Consider the following 16181-nt stretch of genomic DNA (forward strand, 5'->3'; position numbering starts at 1 on the left):
GCATCCGCGCACGCGGCCGCGTGCGCGGCGGCCGAGGCGAGGGTGCGGCGCACCCCGGCCAGTCCCCTGTCGGGGGGTGGCTCGTGGGGTGTTCCGTGTTCGAACATGTTTCCAGTATATGCGGTATTGCCTGCGTCGACCAGGTATGGTTCGGCTGATCTGGTGGTGTTTCGTTGGTCGTTGTGCCATGGGTGGGGGCGATGGATTCGGTCGTGATGCGGTGCTCGGCGAACGTTTCCGTGTTGACGCAGGTCAGGGGTTGGGCGTCGCCGGGCGGTGTGCCCGCAACGGCGCGGCCCGCTCGTCCGACCAAGCGGCCCGCACCAGCGGTGCCCGACCCGGCGGGGTCCCAGCTCTCCGTACTCCCGCAGGGCGACCGGCGGCACGGCCCACCACCCGCCTTAGGTGCTGCCTTTTCCACCAGATCGACAGCGTGCCGCCTCGCGGACAAGGCCGCACAGCAGACCCGGCGAAACCGTAGGCTGAAATCCGCACGTCATGGATGTGAGGGCGAGGTGGGCGAGATGACAGTGAGCGAGGTGACGGTGGGCGAAGTGATGGCCGAGCTGGCCGCGCTGGAGGACCCCAAGGTCCGCGAGGTGAACGAGAAGCACGGTGATGACCACGGTGTGAACCTCGGCAAGTTGCGCGCGCTCGCGAAGCGGCTGAAGACCCAGCAAGAGCTCGCCTACCGACTCTGGGAGACGGGCGACACCGCGGCAAGGCTGCTGGCGATGCTGATCTGCCGCCCGAAGGCGTTCGAGCGAGCGGAGCTGGACGCCATGCTGCGCGAGGCGCGAACCCCCAAGGTGCACGGCTGGCTCGTGAACTACGTGGTGAAGAAGAGCCCGCACGCCGAAGAGCTGCGCCTGGCCTGGACTGCCGATCCGGATCCGGTGGTCGCGAGTGCCGGTTGGGCGCTGACGGCCGAACGCGTGACCAAGCGGCCCGAAAGCCTCGACCTCGTAGGGCTGCTCGACGTCATCGAGGCGGAAATGGCGGGCGCCCCGGAGCGTCTGCAATGGGAGATGAACCACTGCCTGGCTCAGATCGGGATCGAGCACGCCGAGCACCGTGCCCGCGCCACCGGCATCGGTGAGCGCCTGGAGGTACTCAAGGACTACCCGACGTCTCCGGGCTGCACCTCACCGTTCGCGCCCATCTGGATCAACGAGATGGTGCGCCGGAAGCAGGAGGCGTAGAAGGACCGCCGGAACGGCCCGATCGCGGGCGGAGGCAGGGCGACCCTGGCCGGTCACCGTGCCGGTCGTCGGGCTGGATGTCGTGCCGGTCGTCGGGCCGGTCGTCGGGCCGGGGGTCGTGCTCGCTCCCACCGCCCCTTCGGTGCTGAGCCAGCGCGGGATCATTCCCGGCACCGAGACCTCGCGCGGACGTCCGCCCTCGCAGGGGCCCTCGCAAAGGCCCGCACAATGGCCCACACAGAGGACGGTCGCGGAACGCGACCCGTCCCGCTCCCCTTTCGCCCCTCACTCGGAACCGGGTTCCGGACCGAGTACCGGAAGGTCGAGGTGGGGGACCGCGCCGAGGGAGAGGGTGAAGGTCTCGTCCGGCGGGCCGTAGCGCGCGAAGCACGAGGCGTCGTGGCCCGCCAACGCAAGCCGGATCCGGTGCCCGGCGCGGACGAGGGCGGCGACGGGTTGGAGTTCGACGGCCAAGTCGAGGTCCTGGCCGGGGACGACCGGCAGGCTGTCGGCCCGCGCGAAGCTCCGCGGCACTCCCGTCCCCGCCGGCTCGGCCGGGCCGGTCGTCGCGCGGTGCTGGAACCGGAGGCAGCCCTCCGTCAGGTACGCCACCTCGCCGTCCGGTCCGATATCCGCCAAGTAGACGTAGACGGCGCCGTCGCCGCCCGACGTGGCGAGGCGCAGCGTCGCAACGGGAAAGCCGACCACGTGCAGGTCGGCGGGGACCGGCGCCGAGGTGAAGGTCATGAGTGATTCTTCGGCGGCCCTGCGGTCGGGGTACGCGGCGCCGCGGCCGATCTCGCCTGCCAGCCACCGGTTGATCGGTCCCGACGACGCGGTGGGGTCGACGCGGTACGGCACGGTCGCCACCGGACCCGCGCCGTCCACCGGCTCCGCTGCCAGTTCGCCCGCCACGTTCGGGTACCAGCGCCGCGCGGCGAGACCCTTCGGCGGCCACGATGTGACCGTCTGCCGGCGGCCGGTGCCGAGGGTGCTGAAAGTCAGTGTCCCCGTCCCCGCAGGCCGCTCGCCGCGCTGGAGGTAACGCGCGAAGAAGTCGACCAGGCGGCGGTCCTGGCCCTCGGTCCCGAACGCGTCGGCGCCGAGCGAGCCATCGGGATTCAGAGTGTCGGCGTAGGTCCGTCCGCCGTGGCCCCAGGGCCCGATCTCGACCTCCTGGTGGTTGGCGAACGTCGCGAACCGCGCCAGTGCCCCGGCCGCGAAACCGCCGTCGATCCAGCCCGCACGGACCAGCATCGGGACACCCGAGGACTCGATCGCCTCGCGCGCCGCGACCGGTGCGGTGTCCTCCCAGTCGAGCCCCGGCAGTCGGTCGTCGCGGAAGGGCACCTGTTCCATGAGCCCGTCGACGTCGACGTTGGCCTGATGTTCCTTGACGGCCGCTTCGAGCAGGGCCGGCCCCTCGGGCCCGTCCACCGGCTTCACCGGTGGCTGGTGCGGAAGGGACTCGGGCGGCAGGCCCGTGATCTCGGCGAGCCGCTCCCGCGCCCCGGCGACGCCGTCCTTGATCCGGCTCTCGCACATCCAACGGGCGAACCTGCCCGATGTGGCGCTCCCGCCCGGGTAGAAGAGTTGGCGGTAGGCATCGAGCGGACTGAACAACGCGGCCGCGGCGACGACGTGGGGGTTGCCGAGTCCCACCACGAGTTCGGCCGCCTGCCCCTCGTACGAGGTGCCGTAGACGCCGACCCGGCCGGTGGACCAGGGCTGCGCGGCCACCCAGTCGATGACGTCGCCGTAGTCCGCGACCTCGCGCGGTCCGAGCTCGATCGTCCGGGTGCCGAACGACGCCCCGGTACCGCGGGCGTCCACCAGGACCAGCGCGAATCCGGCACTGGTCCAGAGGTCGCCCTCTGCGCTGTTGGAGTCCGCCTCCGGCTCCGGCCCCGATGGGGCTTCGGCGCGGTGGTAGCGAGTGGCCCGGACGACGGTGGCCACCGCACCGTCCGCCGCGAGCCGCTCGACCGGGAGCCACACGTCGACGGCGAGCCGCACGCCGTCACCGACCGGCACGTACAGGGACTGGACGCGACGCGCAGTATCGATGGCCATGCCGCGGATCCTGGCATACGCGGTGATCAGACCCAACCGGTTTTCCGCGCCCGTGGGAAGCACTCGGACTCGGGCGCGGTCTGGGGCTCGGGCCCTGCGCTGTGGGTCCGGGACTGGCGGGGACGCGGCGGCGTGGTGCTTCGCGCCGCCGGGTGCTTCGCACTCCCCTACTGCGCCCGCTTCGCGGATTATCGCGCAGCGGGGGCCCGCGACGGCAGCCGCCGCGCCGCTGTGGGTCGACGCAGGCCATATGGCCTGCGGTTCCGGCCGCGGCTCGCTCAGCGGCCCGGCGCTGCGGCTCCGGGTGTCGATGAGCGGACGGACGGACGGACGGGCGGTCGGGCGGACAGACAGGCAGGCAGACGGGCGGACAGGCAGGCGGTCGCACGGCCAGTCGGGCGGACAGGAAGTTGGTCGGACGGGTGGTCGCACGGCCAGTCGGACGGACGGGCGGATGGGCGGGCGGGCGGATGGGCGGAGGCTCGGGCGGTGTTGGGTGGGTCGACCGGCTGTGCCGATGGCCTCGTGTGCGGGGGCGCCCACTGCGCGGCCCTCGGGAGGGCCGGCTCCTTCACGCTGCGGGGCTGGTTTCGGTGGCGGATTGGGCGCAGAATGGCGCGGCCGACCGGATTCCGCCGGCGGCTTCACGTCCGGCTTCGAGCGCCGCGACGGGTGTAGGGCGAACAGCCCTATCCCCATCCCCCGTCTCCACCCATCGCCGCCTCCGCCGACATCCCCCACTCCCCTGCTCCCCCACCCACCGAGTGAGACGAGGCCGTATGCCCTCCGCACTACGCCTGTTCACAGCCGCAGCGGTGAGTCCGCTGCTCGCCGCCGTATTCGTGCCCTCCGCCGCCGCTGATGAGGCGGTCGTCAAGGTCGCCGAGCTGACCGCGGGTTCCGAGGCCATCGGAGGCCCCGCCGAGACGTCGTGGCGCGCCCGCGCCGATGTCCTGGTGACCGACGGCGCGGGGAACCCGGTGCGCGGCGCCGTCGTGCGGGCCGTTTGGGCGCCCACACCCGGCGCCTCGGACAACGGCGGCGAGCGCCGCGTCTCCTGCGTGACGGGCACTGACGGCACGTGCGAACTGCGGCGCACCATCATCGATGCCGCGAAGGACCACCTGGCGATCACCGGTGTCCGCTATCGCACCGCCCGTTATGACGAGGAGGCGAGTGCGACCTCCGCTGTGGCGGTCCAACCCGCAGAACTCGCCGAACCCGTCCGGGTCATGCAGTGGAACATCTTCCACGGTGGCCGGAACGAGGGGCTCGGCGGGGAGGTCAACCTCGCTCAGCTGCTGGAGTTCGTGCAGACCCGGCGCCCTGACGTCCTGGCGACCGTGGAGACCTACGGCTCCGGTGACCGCATTCTCGACGCGCTCAACGAGGTGGCGCCCGCCGGGGTCGAGTACACCGGTACCAAGATCACCCAGCGCGAGCCGGGCCAGGGCGGCGACAACCTGTGGATCTTCAGCCGCTACGGGATCGAGAAGGTGTACCCGCCCGTCGAGGCGCCCGGCATCGACAGTTTCAACTTCGGCGGACTGCGCCTCACCCTGGACTCCGGGCGCTCGGTCGACGTATTCGACACCTGGCTGAACTGGATTTCCGACCCCGAGTACGTCATGGAGCGCGAGGCGCAGGCCATCGATGAAGGGCGGGAGCGCCCGTACGGCGACGAGTCGCTGGCCTCGTCGGACCTCAGCACCATCCGGTACTACCCGGACGGCAAAGTCACGACGGTCCCCGAACCCGAGAGCCGGATGCAGCAGATGCAGGCGGTACTGGACGACGCCATCCCCGGCTACGTGGGCGAGGCGGGGTCGGACGTCCCCGCGGTGCTCGCCGGGGACCTCAACGCGTCGTCGCACCTGGACTGGACGGCGGAGTTCGCCGACGCGCCCGGCCACCGCGGCATGGTCATCGACTGGCCGGTGACCCGCGCCGTCGAGGACGACGGCTGGACCGACACCTACCGCAGCCTGCACCCCGATGTCGCCGAGCACCCCGGTGCGACGTGGACCCCCATCGAGCGGTTGCGGGTGCCGCGGCGGATCGACTTCACCTTTGTGAAGGGGCGCGGTGTGGATGTGCGCGGCGCCGACATTGTCGACGCCAAGCTCCCGCGGCACGCCGACCAGCACGCGTTCTACTCCGACCACGCGGCCCAGATCACCGACTTGTCCTTCCACCACTGACCCGGCGCTGACGGCCACTGACCGGGAACCACCGGCCCGCACCCACCGGCCCGTACCCACTGACCGGAAACCACTGATCAGGAAACGTTGACCGGCACCGCTCCGGCACCGCTCCGGCACCGCTCCGGTACTTACACGCCACTGGCGTACCGGCGCCGGGCTCCAGCCGGAAAGGAACCCGGCGCCGGTGCTCAGATCCTGCCGACGGGGCGGGCCGATGCGCGCAGGAAGACGACGCCGACGCCGAAGGCGCAGATCGCGAAGCCCAGGACGCCGGTCGCGGGGATCGGGTCGCCGAACATGGCCCATGCCCACACGGCGGTGGCGGGCGGCGTGAGGTAGATCAGGCTGCTGACCTCCATGGCGCCGAGGCGGCGCAGCGCCAGCCAGTAGAGCCCGTAGCCGCCGAGTGTCGACAGGAGGACGAACCAGACGACGGACGTCCAGAACGCCGAATCGGTCAGGTGGGGTCCGTAGAGGTCGCCGGCCGCGTACGCCATGACGCTGAAGGCGACCGCGCTGGTGGCGCATTGGATGCCGAGGCTCTCGACGATCGATGCCCGCATGGGCCGACGCGCTTCGACCAGGGTCGCGCTCACCAAGGCGAGCATTCCGGCGAAGGGCAGTGCGTAGGCCCATGCCGGTGCGTCGCCCGCGGTGAGGTCGCCGCCGACGACGACGGCGACACCCACGAAGCCGAAGGCGAGTCCGGCCCATTGTCTGCCGCTGACACGTTTGCCGAGGATCGGGCCTGCCGCGGACCCGGCGAGGAGGGGCTGGAGCGCGGCGATGATCGCGGCCGTGCCCGTGCCGACGCCGTACTCGATCGCGCCGACGGTGCCGCCGAGGTAGCAGACCTGGCTCAGCAGCCCGAGCAGTACGTGCCGCCGCAGCAGGGCGCCCGAAAGGCGTACCGGGCGCCAGCCGACGAGGTGGACCAGCCCGAGGACCACGGCGAGCAGCGGCACCAGCAGCAGGAAGCGCCACGCCATCAGGCTCAGGGTGCCGGCCGTCTCGGTGCCGAGTCGTCCGCCGATGAAGCCCGAGCTCCACATGAGGACGAATCCCACCGCCAGTGCGCCCGCGCCCACCGTGCCCGTTGCCGGGCGAGATCCCTTTGCCGGACGAGCTTCCGTTGCCGGGGTCGCATCGACCTCCGCCGTGTTCGCGTATGTGCTGCTCGGCATCGGCCCTCCTAGGTATACTCACTGGACTAGTTACTACTATACTCATCGGTATGGCAACTAAGGAACGAGAGTCCTCATCATGGGAAGTTCCGCGGCTGACACCCGGCGCTCGTGCCGCGCTCGACGCCGCCGGGCGGTTGTTCTACGAACGGGGCATCACCGCGGTCGCGGTCGAGTCCGTCGCCGAGGCGGCCGGAGTGACGAAGAAGACGGTCTACGACCGCTTCAAGTCCAAGTCCGCCCTGGTGTGCGCCTATTTGAGCGAACGCGACAGCAGGTACCGCGGCTGGGTGGAGTCTTGGATCGCCGAGCATCCGGAGACACCGCCGGTGCTCGCGGTCTTCGATGCCCTCGACGCGTGGATGACCGCCCGCGGCCCGAAGGGCTGCGCCTTCGTCCACGCCCACGCCCAACTGCTGGACACGCCCGAGCACCCCGCGCACCGGGTCATCAATGGGCAGAAGCAATGGCTCCACGACACGTTCCGGGATCTGGCGCATGACGCCGGTGTGCGCAGCGCCGACGCGCTTGCCGCGGAGCTCCTCTGCCTCCATGAGGGGGCCTGCGTCATGCACTCCACCACCGACATCACCGACGCCGTGACCCGCGCCCGGCGCGCGGCCCACGTCCTCCTCCAGGACGCCCTCGCCACGGGAGGGCGGAGCGCACCCGGCCGGAAGTGACGGTGATCGCCCCACTCCCGCCGCTCCGGCGCGTGCCCGGCGGGTTTCTCAGGCGTCGTCGTGGGCGTCGCCCGGTCTGCCGTCGAGCGGTCCGCCGTCGAGCGGGATGCGGAGGGTGAACGTCGACCCCTCCCCCGGTGTGCTGGCGACCGAGGCGCTTCCGCCGTGCAGTTCCACCAGGTTGCGCACGATCGCGAGGCCCAGCCCGCTGCCCCCGGTCCGGCGGCTGCGCGACCGCTCCTCCCGCCAGAACCGGCTGAAGACGTGCGGCAGGTGCTCCGGCGCGATCCCGGTCCCGGTATCGGCGACCTCGATCACGGCGTCGCCGTCCGCCGCGTAGGCGCGCACCGTGATGGCGCCGGGGGCCGGGGTGTGCCGCAGGGCGTTGCTCAGCAGGTTGCCGACCGCCTGCAACAGGCGGGTGCGGTCCGCGACCACCGCGGTGCCGTCGGACGCCTCGGTGGTGAGCCGCAGACCCGCGTCGCGGGCACGCAGCCGGTAGCTCGCGGCGGCCTGCTCGACGACCTCGGCGATGCCGACGGGCTCCGGGGTGAGCCGGAGTTTCCCGGCGTCCGCGAGTGCGAGGTCCTGGAGGTCGTCGATGATGCGCTGGAGGACCAGGGTCTCCTCGACCAGCATCGCCATGCGCTTCGGGTCCATCGCGGCGACACCGTCCTGCGCCGCCTCAAGCCAGCCGCGGAGGTTGCTCAGCGGTGTGCGCAGCTCGTGCGAGACGTCGCTGACCATGGCCTTGCGCTGCGCCTCCATCCGTTCCAGGTGCGCCGACATCTCGTTGAAAGCGGTGGCGAGCCGGCCGATCTCGCCGGAGTCGCGCACCGCCACCCGCGCCGCGCCCTCGCCCGCGCGCATGCGCTGGACCGCGTCGGTGAGCGCGTGGACGGGGCGGACGAGCCGGGTCGACACCACGACGCTCACGACCACGGTTAGGACGAGCACCGCCAGGACCACTCCGGACACCCGGAGCAGGCCGTCGCGGGACAGACTGAGACCGGTCGCCGACTGGGTGTCGGGGTCGTCGATGAACAGCAGCGCCGCGGGGGCGACGTAGGGGTCGAGCTGTTCCCGGCGACTGGAGTCGACGCACGCCGCCGTCCGGGGGTCGAGCTTCTGTTCCGGTCCCGGGAGGTCGTACGGCGCGGAGGTCGGCTCGGGCGGGGCAGAGTGCTCCGGCGCCTCGGGCGGAGCGGTCTGCTCGGGCGGTTCCGGGGCCGGTGGGGAGGCTTCGGGCTCCGGTTCGGGTCGCGGTGCGGAGGACGGTTCGGGGGCCGGTGGCGGCTCAGCGGGGTCCTGCCCGCTGGAGGGCTGGGGCTGGGGGGCTTGGGCGTTGTCGGGATCCGTGGACGCGGAGGGGGCGCCGGGGTCGGTGTCGGGAGCGGGGACGGGCACCTCCTCTCCCGTTGCGCCGTCGATCTGGAACTCGGCGCCGGGCTCGCCGCGTTTCCGGCAGGCGTCCATGAGGCGGTTCAGCTCGGCGAGCGCCTTCCGTTCGCTCTTGGTGGGCCGGTCCAACGCGTCGAGCCCGCACATGGACGACAGCTCGGGGTCGCCGGCCGAGTCGGGTGCCGCCACGAAGGGGCGCCCGCTGGGCGTCACGGTCACCTCGACGGTCTCGCCGTAGGTCTCGTCCATGCAGGCCACGCCGTCGTCCGCGATCGTGCGGAGTCGGGACCGGTCGGCCTTGCCGAGCTTGAAGGGCCCCACCGCGCGGGCGTCGATGCGGTCGGCGTCCTCGGGGGCGAATGTGACGTCCACGGCGAGCGGGTCGACGACCGAGGTGGTGCTCATGGGCAGCGCCGGGGCGCCGTCGCCGGAGTCGGCGATGGGGCGGCGGTTCTCGGTGGTCAGGACGATCCGCCGGCCGGTGTCGGCGGCGAGGTCGTCCACAGTCCCCTGCACGCCGTCCCATTGGGGGTGCTCCGCGGCGTACCCGACGAGGGTGTCGTGGATGCGGGTGTCGACGGCGAGGGTCTCGCCCTGCTCCACGCTGATCGAGTCGGATGTGCCCTGCACGGCCAGCCACGCGGTCGCGATGATGGAGCAGACGGCCACGAGTACCGAACTCGCCAGCAGGCGGGCGAGCAGGCTGTGGCGGAGCGCGCCCCTACGCCGGAGGCGCGCCATCGGCGTCCCCGCTCAGTTTGTACCCGACCCCGAAGACGGTGATCAGCCGCACGGGAGAACGGGGGTCGGGTTCGAGCTTCTTGCGCAGGTTCTTCACGTGGACGTCGATGGTCCGCTCGGTGATGAAGCGGTCGATGCCGTGGATGCGCTCCAGCAGCTGGGCGCGGCTGAACACGACGCCGGGGCGGCCCACCAGCGCGACGAGCAGCTGGAACTCGGCAGGTGTGCATTCGACGGGGTCGCCGTCGAGGTGCACGGCGTGCCGCGACGGGTCGACGGTGATGGGCCCGGCGCGCAGCGGACGTTCGGGTTCGCGGCCTGCCGCGCGCGTCCGGCGCAGCAGGGTCCGCACGCGCGCCATGAGTTCGCGGGGGCTGTAGGGCTTGGTGATGTAGTCGTCGGCGCCGAGGTCGAGCCCTGTCAGCAGGTCGTCTTCGGTGGAGCGGGCGGTCAGCATGAGCACCGCGACGTCGGACTCCACGCGCAGCGCTCGGCAGGCGTCCAGCCCGCTCATGATCGGCATCATCACGTCGAGGACGACGAGGTCGGGGCTGCTGCGGCGGTGCTCCTCGACCGCCGCGGCGCCGTCGTGCACGACGTGCACCGCGTGCCCTTCGTGTTGGAGGTACCGGCGGATCAGGTCGGCCTGGTTCACGTCGTCTTCGGCGACCAGAACATGGGCGCACATCCGTCGGTTCCCCTCCTTCGCCACGTCCGAACCGGCGGCTCCCGTGCGCCGCCAAGGACCGATCGTATGCGTCGCCGCCCTGGTGCGGGCGCCGCGGGCCGGACCCACACAGGACGCACACGCCGGCCACACAGGTCCTTCACATCCGTCGGCCAGTCTGCGGGGTGTCCGGCCGGGAGCACCGCGCCGGAGGCCCGAAACCGCCGAAGCCGCCGGGCGCAGCCCGCCGCGAAACCGGATGGACCCCATGCACCGACCCCCCTTGACCGCGCGCCTGAGCCATGCGGCGCGCACAACGCTGGCGGCGGCCGCCGTCCTGACCGCTCTGGCCGCCTGCCAGTCCGCCCCGACCGGCGCCGGCACCGGGGACACGGAGACGCCGCAAAGCGTTCCCGCCGCCGAGATCGCGACCGCGACAGGCGACGAGGTCGACGTCTTCGCCGAGAAGGCGGGAGCGAAGGCGGACTCGACGCTCGGCAGCCCCAATGAGCTGGGCGCCGACCGCACGTTCCTGGTCGAACGCAACGACGGCGACTGGCTGAAGGTCCTGCTCCCCGTCCGGCCGAACGGCAGCACCGGATGGGTCAAGGCCGACCAGGTGAAGCTGTCGACCACCACCTTGCGCGTGGAGATCGACCCGGACGCCTTCACCTTCGCCGTGCACGACGGCGCGAAGGAGATCCGCAGCGGCAAGATCGGCACCGGGACGGGCAAGACGCCGACACCACCGGGCCGGTACTTCCTCACCGAACTGCTCGAACCGCCGGACCCCGGCGGCGACTACGGCGCCTACGCCTTCGGGTTGAGCGGCTTCTCCGAAACGCTGGAGACGTTCGCGGGCGGCCCCGGCCAGCTCGCCGTGCACGGCACCAACGACAACGGCGACCTCGGCCGCGAGGTCAGCCACGGGTGCATCCGCGTCTCCGACAAGGACATCACCTGGATGGCCGAGAAGCTGCCGCTCGGCACACCCGTCGAAATCGCCGGGTGACGGCCGCGCCGTGCCGCCTTTGAGCCGCGCACGGCGCACCGGCCGCCGCACCGGTCCGGGGCGCACCGCCCCGAGAATCCCGCGGACGAACAACGCGGACGCACAACGACGACGAACAACGACGAAAGGCCATTCATGCGACTGAAGCCCGTCCTCCTCATCACCGGGGCAGCGGCGGCCGCCCTCCTCGGTGCCGGACCCGTGCTCGCCGATCAAGGCCCCGCGGACCGGCCGGCGCAGGAGGCCCCGCAGCCCAGCCCGAAGGCCCCCGAAACACCGGAGCCCAGCCGGGATCCTGGCGCGCCGCAGCCCAGCCAGGCTCCCCCCGAAGAGCCGGAACCGAGCCAGGCACCCAGCGCGCCGGAGCCCAGCAGAACCCCGCCCGAGAAGCAGGAGCCGACGCCGGAGCCCTCCCCCGCCACCCCGATCGAGGGGGAGCCGAACTACACCGGCTGACCGTCGTGTCCGGCAGCGGGGCCCGCCCTTTGCGGGCGGGCCCCGCTCAGTCATGTCCGCCGTCCGCGCCCTGCCGCCGGTGGCGGCAGGGCGCGTCGGCCGTGAGAGGCGCCGATGGCCCGGCCCGCGCACGAGCTGCGCGCCGCCGTCCGCACCCGGCCCGGCCCTTCCACCGGACGGGCGCGCCGCCACGTTGATTACCTCCGGTTCGCCGGAGTATCGCGGAGAATATGTGCAAGGGGTCTGTCGCCGCGGGGGTTCGGTGTGTTGACTCGACTCCGACGACACACCGCCAGCACTGGCAGCGCCGGCAGCACCGGCAACACCGCCAGAACTGGCAACACCGTCAGCACTGGCATCACTGGCATCACTGGCATCACTGGCAGCACTGCAACTCACCCACGTCCGTCAACACCGGCACGTCCGTCAACTCCGTGTGCTCCCCGCACATCCGCTCGCAGGAGGCCGCACTGTCCCCCCAGTCACGCGCCCGCGCCGTTCCGGCCGGCACGCGATCCCTGCTGTTACTCCTCGTCCCCCTTCTCGTCCTGATGTCACCCGGCCCCGCGGTCGCCGAACCCCGCGCGCCCGGTGTCAACGGCGACCCCGCCGCCGATGTCGCACGGGCGGCGCTGGACGCGTCCTCGCATCCGCCGCTCAGCGCCCCGCTCCCCGACCCCGCCGAGCCCGCAGCGGACGACACCGTCACGGTCTCCGAGCACAGCGAGCCCGTCGCCCCCGGTGTGGAGGTGGAGACGGTGCGCACCGTCGACGCCGCCGGGTGGCAGCGCTCCAACGTCCTCACCGTCGACCTCGCCGAGGGGTCGCGGTTCGGCTATCTGGACGCCGGGCGGGTGACCTCGACCTCGACCATCTCCGCCATGGCGGACGAGGCCGGCGCCGCGGCGGCCGTCAACGGCGACTACTTCGACATCAACAACTCCAACGCCCCGCTCGGCGGCGCCGTTGACGACGGGGCGCTCGTCAAGTCGCCCCGGGCGGACCGCAAGCGCTCGGTCACCTTCGACTCCGAGGGGCTCGGCGGGATCCAGGACCTGCTGTTCACCGGGTCCGCGACCCTGCCGTCGGGGACGGCAGAGCTGGCCCAGCTGAACTCACCGTCCCTCGGCACGGACGAGATCGGCGGCTACACACGCTTGTGGGGCGGGTACGCGCGCTCCCACGCCGTAGGCGGCGCGGCCGACGTCACCGAGGTGATCGTTGTCGACGACGTGGTCGAGTCCGTCTCGGACTCGGCGGGCGAAGGCGAGGTCCCCGCCGGCGCCACCGTCCTCCTCGGCAGGGAGAAGGGCGCGCGGACCCTCGCGGCGCTCGACAAGGGCGACCCGGTGGAGGTGTCCCTTGAAGCGGCGACCGAAAAGGACAACGGGGCGGACGCCAGGGCAGAAGCCGGGGCAGAGACCGGCTCCGACCTCGACACCGCCATCGGCGGGCGCCATCTGCTGGTCTCCGGTGGCGCGGCGCTCGACCCGCCCGACACCTCCCGCGCCGCGCGCTCCGCCATCGGCTTCTCCGCCGACGGGCGCACGGTGAGCATCGTGACCGCCGACGGCACGAACGTCGGCAGCAGGGCCGCGACGCTGCGCGAGATGGGCGACCGGCTCGTCGCCGAAGGCGCCGAGATCGGCATGGAACTCGACGGCGGCGGGTCGTCGACCCTGGTGAGCCGTTCGGCGGGGGACTCGTCGGTCGAGGTGCGCAACACCCCCAACGACGGCCACGAGCGGCAGGTCCCCAACGGGCTCGCGGTCTACAAGCCCGAGTCCAGCGGCGAGATCGACGCCTACCGCGTGGACACCGCCATCGACCCCGCCCAGGCACCCACGACCGCCCCCATTCCGGGCGGCCGCCCCGACCGCGTGTTCAGCGGGCTGACGCGCACGCTCACCGCCGTCGCCCACGACGAGGCGTACGGACCGGTGGCCGACGCGCCCGCCCCGTCGTGGTCGGCGTCGAAGGGCACGGTCGACGACGGGGTGTTCCGCGCGAAGAAACCCGGCACGGCCAAGGTCACGGCGCGCTCGGGCCGCGCCGACGGCTCGGTGGAACTCCAGGTGCTCGGCCCGGCCGCGCGCATCGGGGCCGACGACCCGTCGGTGAACATCCCCGGCGCCGACGGCACCGGGGCGTTCGGCATCGTCGGCTATGACGAGCACGGCAATTCGGCGCCGGTCGAACCGGCCGACGTCGAACTCGACTACGACACCGGCCTGCTCGACATCTCCGTCGGCGAGAACGGGCGGTTCACCGCGAAGCCGCGGGCCGACTCCGGCGGCGCGGTCGTCACGGCCACCGTTGGCGGCTTGACCACGTCCATCGGGGTGACGATCGGCGTCGAACGCCACGAGGTGGCGTCGTTCGACGACGCGGCCGATTGGACGGCCGGGTCGGCGCGCGGCACCGCGGAGGTCGCGCCCGCCGATGGGCGCAACGGCGCCGGCCTGCGGCTGTCCTACGACTTCAGCCAGTCCACGGGCACTCGCACCGCCTACGCGATCCCGCCGGCCCCGCTGGGCGTCGAAGGGCACACGCGCGCGGTCGGGGCGTCCGTCTTCGGGGCGGGCAAGGGCGAGTGGACCGCGTTCACCGTGGTCGACGCCACCGGTAAGGCGCACTCCGTCTACGGCCCCTATGTCACGTGGGAGGGGTGGAAGGAGATCGAGGTGCCCGTTCCCGAGGCGCTGCCGCAGCCGGTGACGGTGAGCCGGTTCTACACGGTCGAGACCTCGGCGGCCCGCTCCTATACGGGCGAGGTGGTCCTGGACGACATGTACGTCAACGCGGCACCGGCGCTCGACGTGCCCCCGGACGACCCGGTCCGCGACGACGTCGTGGTCACCGACGGCGACGTCGCCGACTCGGACTGGCGGTTCGCCGTGATGTCCGACGCGCAGTTCGTCGCCCGCGACCCCGACTCGCCGCTGGTCGAAGGGGCCCGCCGGACGCTGCGCGAGATCAAGGGCCAGCGGCCCGACTTCCTGGTGATCGCGGGGGACCTCGTGGACGAGGCGTCGGACGCGGACTTCGAGCTCGCGAAGAGGATCCTGGACGAGGAGCTCGACGGCGACCTGCCGTACTACTACGTGCCGGGCAACCACGAGGTCATGGGCTCGTCGATCGACAACTTCGTGGCGCACTTCGGGAAGACGCACCGGGCGTTCGACCACAAGGGCACCCGGTTCATCACGCTCGACTCCTCGTCGGGGACCCTGCGGGGCAGCACACCCGGGCAGATCGGCTACCTGGACCGGCAGTTGGCCGCGGCGCGCAAGGACCCCGCCGTGGACTCCGTCGCGCTCATCCAGCACCACCCGCCGCGCGACCCGCTGCCGGCGAAGAACAGCCAGCTCGCCGACCGCAAGGAGGCGGCGCTCATCGAGGAGCTGCTGGGCGACTTCCAGCACGACACCGGCAAGGGCGCCGTGTTCGTCGGCGGGCACGTGGGGGCGTTCAGCGCGGCGGGGGTCGACGGCGTGCCCTACGTCGTCAACGGCAACTCCGCGAAGACCCCCGCGGGCGGCGCCGAGGAGGGCGGTTTCAGCGGGTGGACGCTGTTCGGCGCCGACCGCATCCCGGATGAGGCGCAGGACGACGCCGCGAAGCGTCCCCACCTGGGCGGGCCCGACTGGATCAGCGCCGAGATCCGGCCGCACGTCGACGCGCTGCGGATGTCGGCGCCGGAAACGCTGCGCATCGGCAAGAAGGCCGACGTCGCCGCGCGGCTCGACCAGGGCGACCGTACGGTGCCGGTCGCCTACCCCGTGTCGGCCGACTGGACGGCGAGCGGCAACGTGCACATCGGGCGGGTGGACGGAACCCACCCGCGTGAGGCGATCGCGGTGTTCGATCCGCGGTCGGGGACCCTCAGGGCGCTGCGCACCGGCCGGATCACCCTCGGGGTCGCGGTCAACGGCGAGAGCACGGAGGTCGCGGTTGAACTGACCCGCTGACCCGCTGAGCCGCCGCCCCGTCCCGGGTGCGCGCCGACCGGCGCGCACCCGGGTTCAGTCCTCGTTTCCGTTGCCGTCGAGCCGCAGGTCGGCGATCAGCCGGACCTCCACCGGGTGGTCGGTGCCGAGCGTGGCGGTGGCCCGCACGCTGCGGGTGAGTCCGGCGATCGGCTCGTACTCCGGGTGCCTGGCCGCACCGAGGTGCGCGGCCCAGTCGGCGATCGCCGCCCGTTGCACGACGGCGGGCGCGGAGCTGCTCGTCGTGCCGACCAGGATGCGGTTGGTGGCCACGCACCAGGTCAGTGGCGGCAGTTCGGCCGTGTCGGCGGACTTGAGCAGTTCGCCCAGGGTCTGGTGGGCCTGGATCTGCCAGATCCGCTGGTCGTCGGATGTGACGGTGGCCGTATCGGTCATCGAGTCCCCCTTGAGGGCTGTGGGTCCAGGGGCGGCACCCGCCTCCGGATCAGAACAAGGCGTCACCCACTATGCGCACAGAGTGTGCGCCGGGGTGGTGAAAAGCAGGGATCCGGGCGCGCCAGGGGCACACCCGGCCGAATGCGCATGAGGGTGTGCGTTGCAGGCACGGG

11 protein-coding genes are annotated in these 16181 nt (G+C 72.2%); 6 read left to right on the forward strand and 5 right to left on the reverse strand.

Features of this window, described 5'->3' with window-relative positions:
* Window positions 1-524 precede the first annotated feature (524 nt).
* Window positions 525-1202: a DNA alkylation repair protein gene (locus CLV63_RS02730; RefSeq protein WP_211301122.1), complete on the forward strand. Its 678-nt coding sequence runs from the start codon at window positions 525-527 to the stop codon at window positions 1200-1202.
* 285 nt (window positions 1203-1487) lie between these two features.
* Here the strand turns inward: CLV63_RS02730 and CLV63_RS02735 are convergent, their stop codons facing one another.
* Window positions 1488-3275 (reverse strand): CocE/NonD family hydrolase, encoded by a 1788-nt coding sequence (locus tag CLV63_RS02735; protein ID WP_106581277.1) that lies wholly within the window; start codon window positions 3273-3275, stop codon window positions 1488-1490.
* A gap of 779 nt (window positions 3276-4054) precedes the next feature.
* Between CLV63_RS02735 and CLV63_RS02740 the strand changes: the two genes are divergently transcribed.
* Complete coding sequence (locus CLV63_RS02740; protein WP_170134131.1) at window positions 4055-5476, forward strand: endonuclease/exonuclease/phosphatase family protein; 1422 nt, start codon at window positions 4055-4057, stop codon at window positions 5474-5476.
* A 191-nt stretch (window positions 5477-5667) separates the two neighbouring features.
* Here CLV63_RS02740 and CLV63_RS02745 read toward each other — a convergent pair whose 3' ends face one another.
* Window positions 5668-6663, reverse strand: coding sequence for a DMT family transporter (locus tag CLV63_RS02745; protein ID WP_106581279.1), 996 nt, complete (start codon window positions 6661-6663; stop codon window positions 5668-5670).
* Window positions 6664-6713: 50 nt separating this feature from the next.
* Between CLV63_RS02745 and CLV63_RS02750 the strand changes: the two genes are divergently transcribed.
* Window positions 6714-7346, forward strand: coding sequence for a TetR/AcrR family transcriptional regulator (locus tag CLV63_RS02750; protein WP_106581280.1), 633 nt, complete (start codon window positions 6714-6716; stop codon window positions 7344-7346).
* A gap of 48 nt (window positions 7347-7394) precedes the next feature.
* On the opposite strand, the gene CLV63_RS02755 is transcribed toward CLV63_RS02750, so the two are convergent.
* Together CLV63_RS02755 and CLV63_RS02760 are read right to left on the reverse strand one after the other, a co-directional pair.
* Window positions 7395-9488, reverse strand: a complete 2094-nt coding sequence (locus CLV63_RS02755) for a sensor histidine kinase (protein ID WP_106581281.1) — start codon at window positions 9486-9488, stop codon at window positions 7395-7397.
* Window positions 9469-10176, reverse strand: coding sequence for a response regulator transcription factor (locus CLV63_RS02760; RefSeq protein WP_106581282.1), 708 nt, complete (start codon window positions 10174-10176; stop codon window positions 9469-9471). Before CLV63_RS02760 ends, CLV63_RS02755 begins: the two co-directional genes overlap by 20 nt.
* Before the next feature lie 262 nt (window positions 10177-10438).
* Here CLV63_RS02760 and CLV63_RS02765 point away from each other — a divergent pair, with 262 nt between their 5' ends.
* The 3 genes from CLV63_RS02765 (at window position 10439) to CLV63_RS02780 (ending at window position 15594) form a co-directional block, all read left to right on the forward strand.
* Window positions 10439-11167 carry a L,D-transpeptidase gene (locus CLV63_RS02765; protein ID WP_394339734.1) on the forward strand — a complete coding sequence of 243 codons (729 nt, stop codon included), beginning with the start codon at window positions 10439-10441 and terminating at the stop codon, window positions 11165-11167.
* Window positions 11168-11302: 135 nt separating this feature from the next.
* Window positions 11303-11623 (forward strand): hypothetical protein, encoded by a 321-nt coding sequence (locus CLV63_RS02770; protein ID WP_106581284.1) that lies wholly within the window; start codon window positions 11303-11305, stop codon window positions 11621-11623.
* 551 nt (window positions 11624-12174) lie between these two features.
* Complete coding sequence (locus CLV63_RS02780; RefSeq protein ID WP_106581286.1) at window positions 12175-15594, forward strand: phosphodiester glycosidase family protein; 3420 nt, start codon at window positions 12175-12177, stop codon at window positions 15592-15594.
* A gap of 54 nt (window positions 15595-15648) precedes the next feature.
* Here the strand turns inward: CLV63_RS02780 and CLV63_RS02785 are convergent, their stop codons facing one another.
* On the reverse strand, window positions 15649-16008 hold the full coding sequence (locus CLV63_RS02785; RefSeq protein ID WP_106581287.1) for a hypothetical protein: 360 nt from the start codon (window positions 16006-16008) through the stop codon (window positions 15649-15651).
* Window positions 16009-16181 lie beyond the last annotated feature (173 nt).

The organism is Murinocardiopsis flavida, assembly GCF_003014485.1.
GTDB classification, from domain to species: domain Bacteria; phylum Actinomycetota; class Actinomycetes; order Streptosporangiales; family Streptosporangiaceae; genus Murinocardiopsis; species Murinocardiopsis flavida.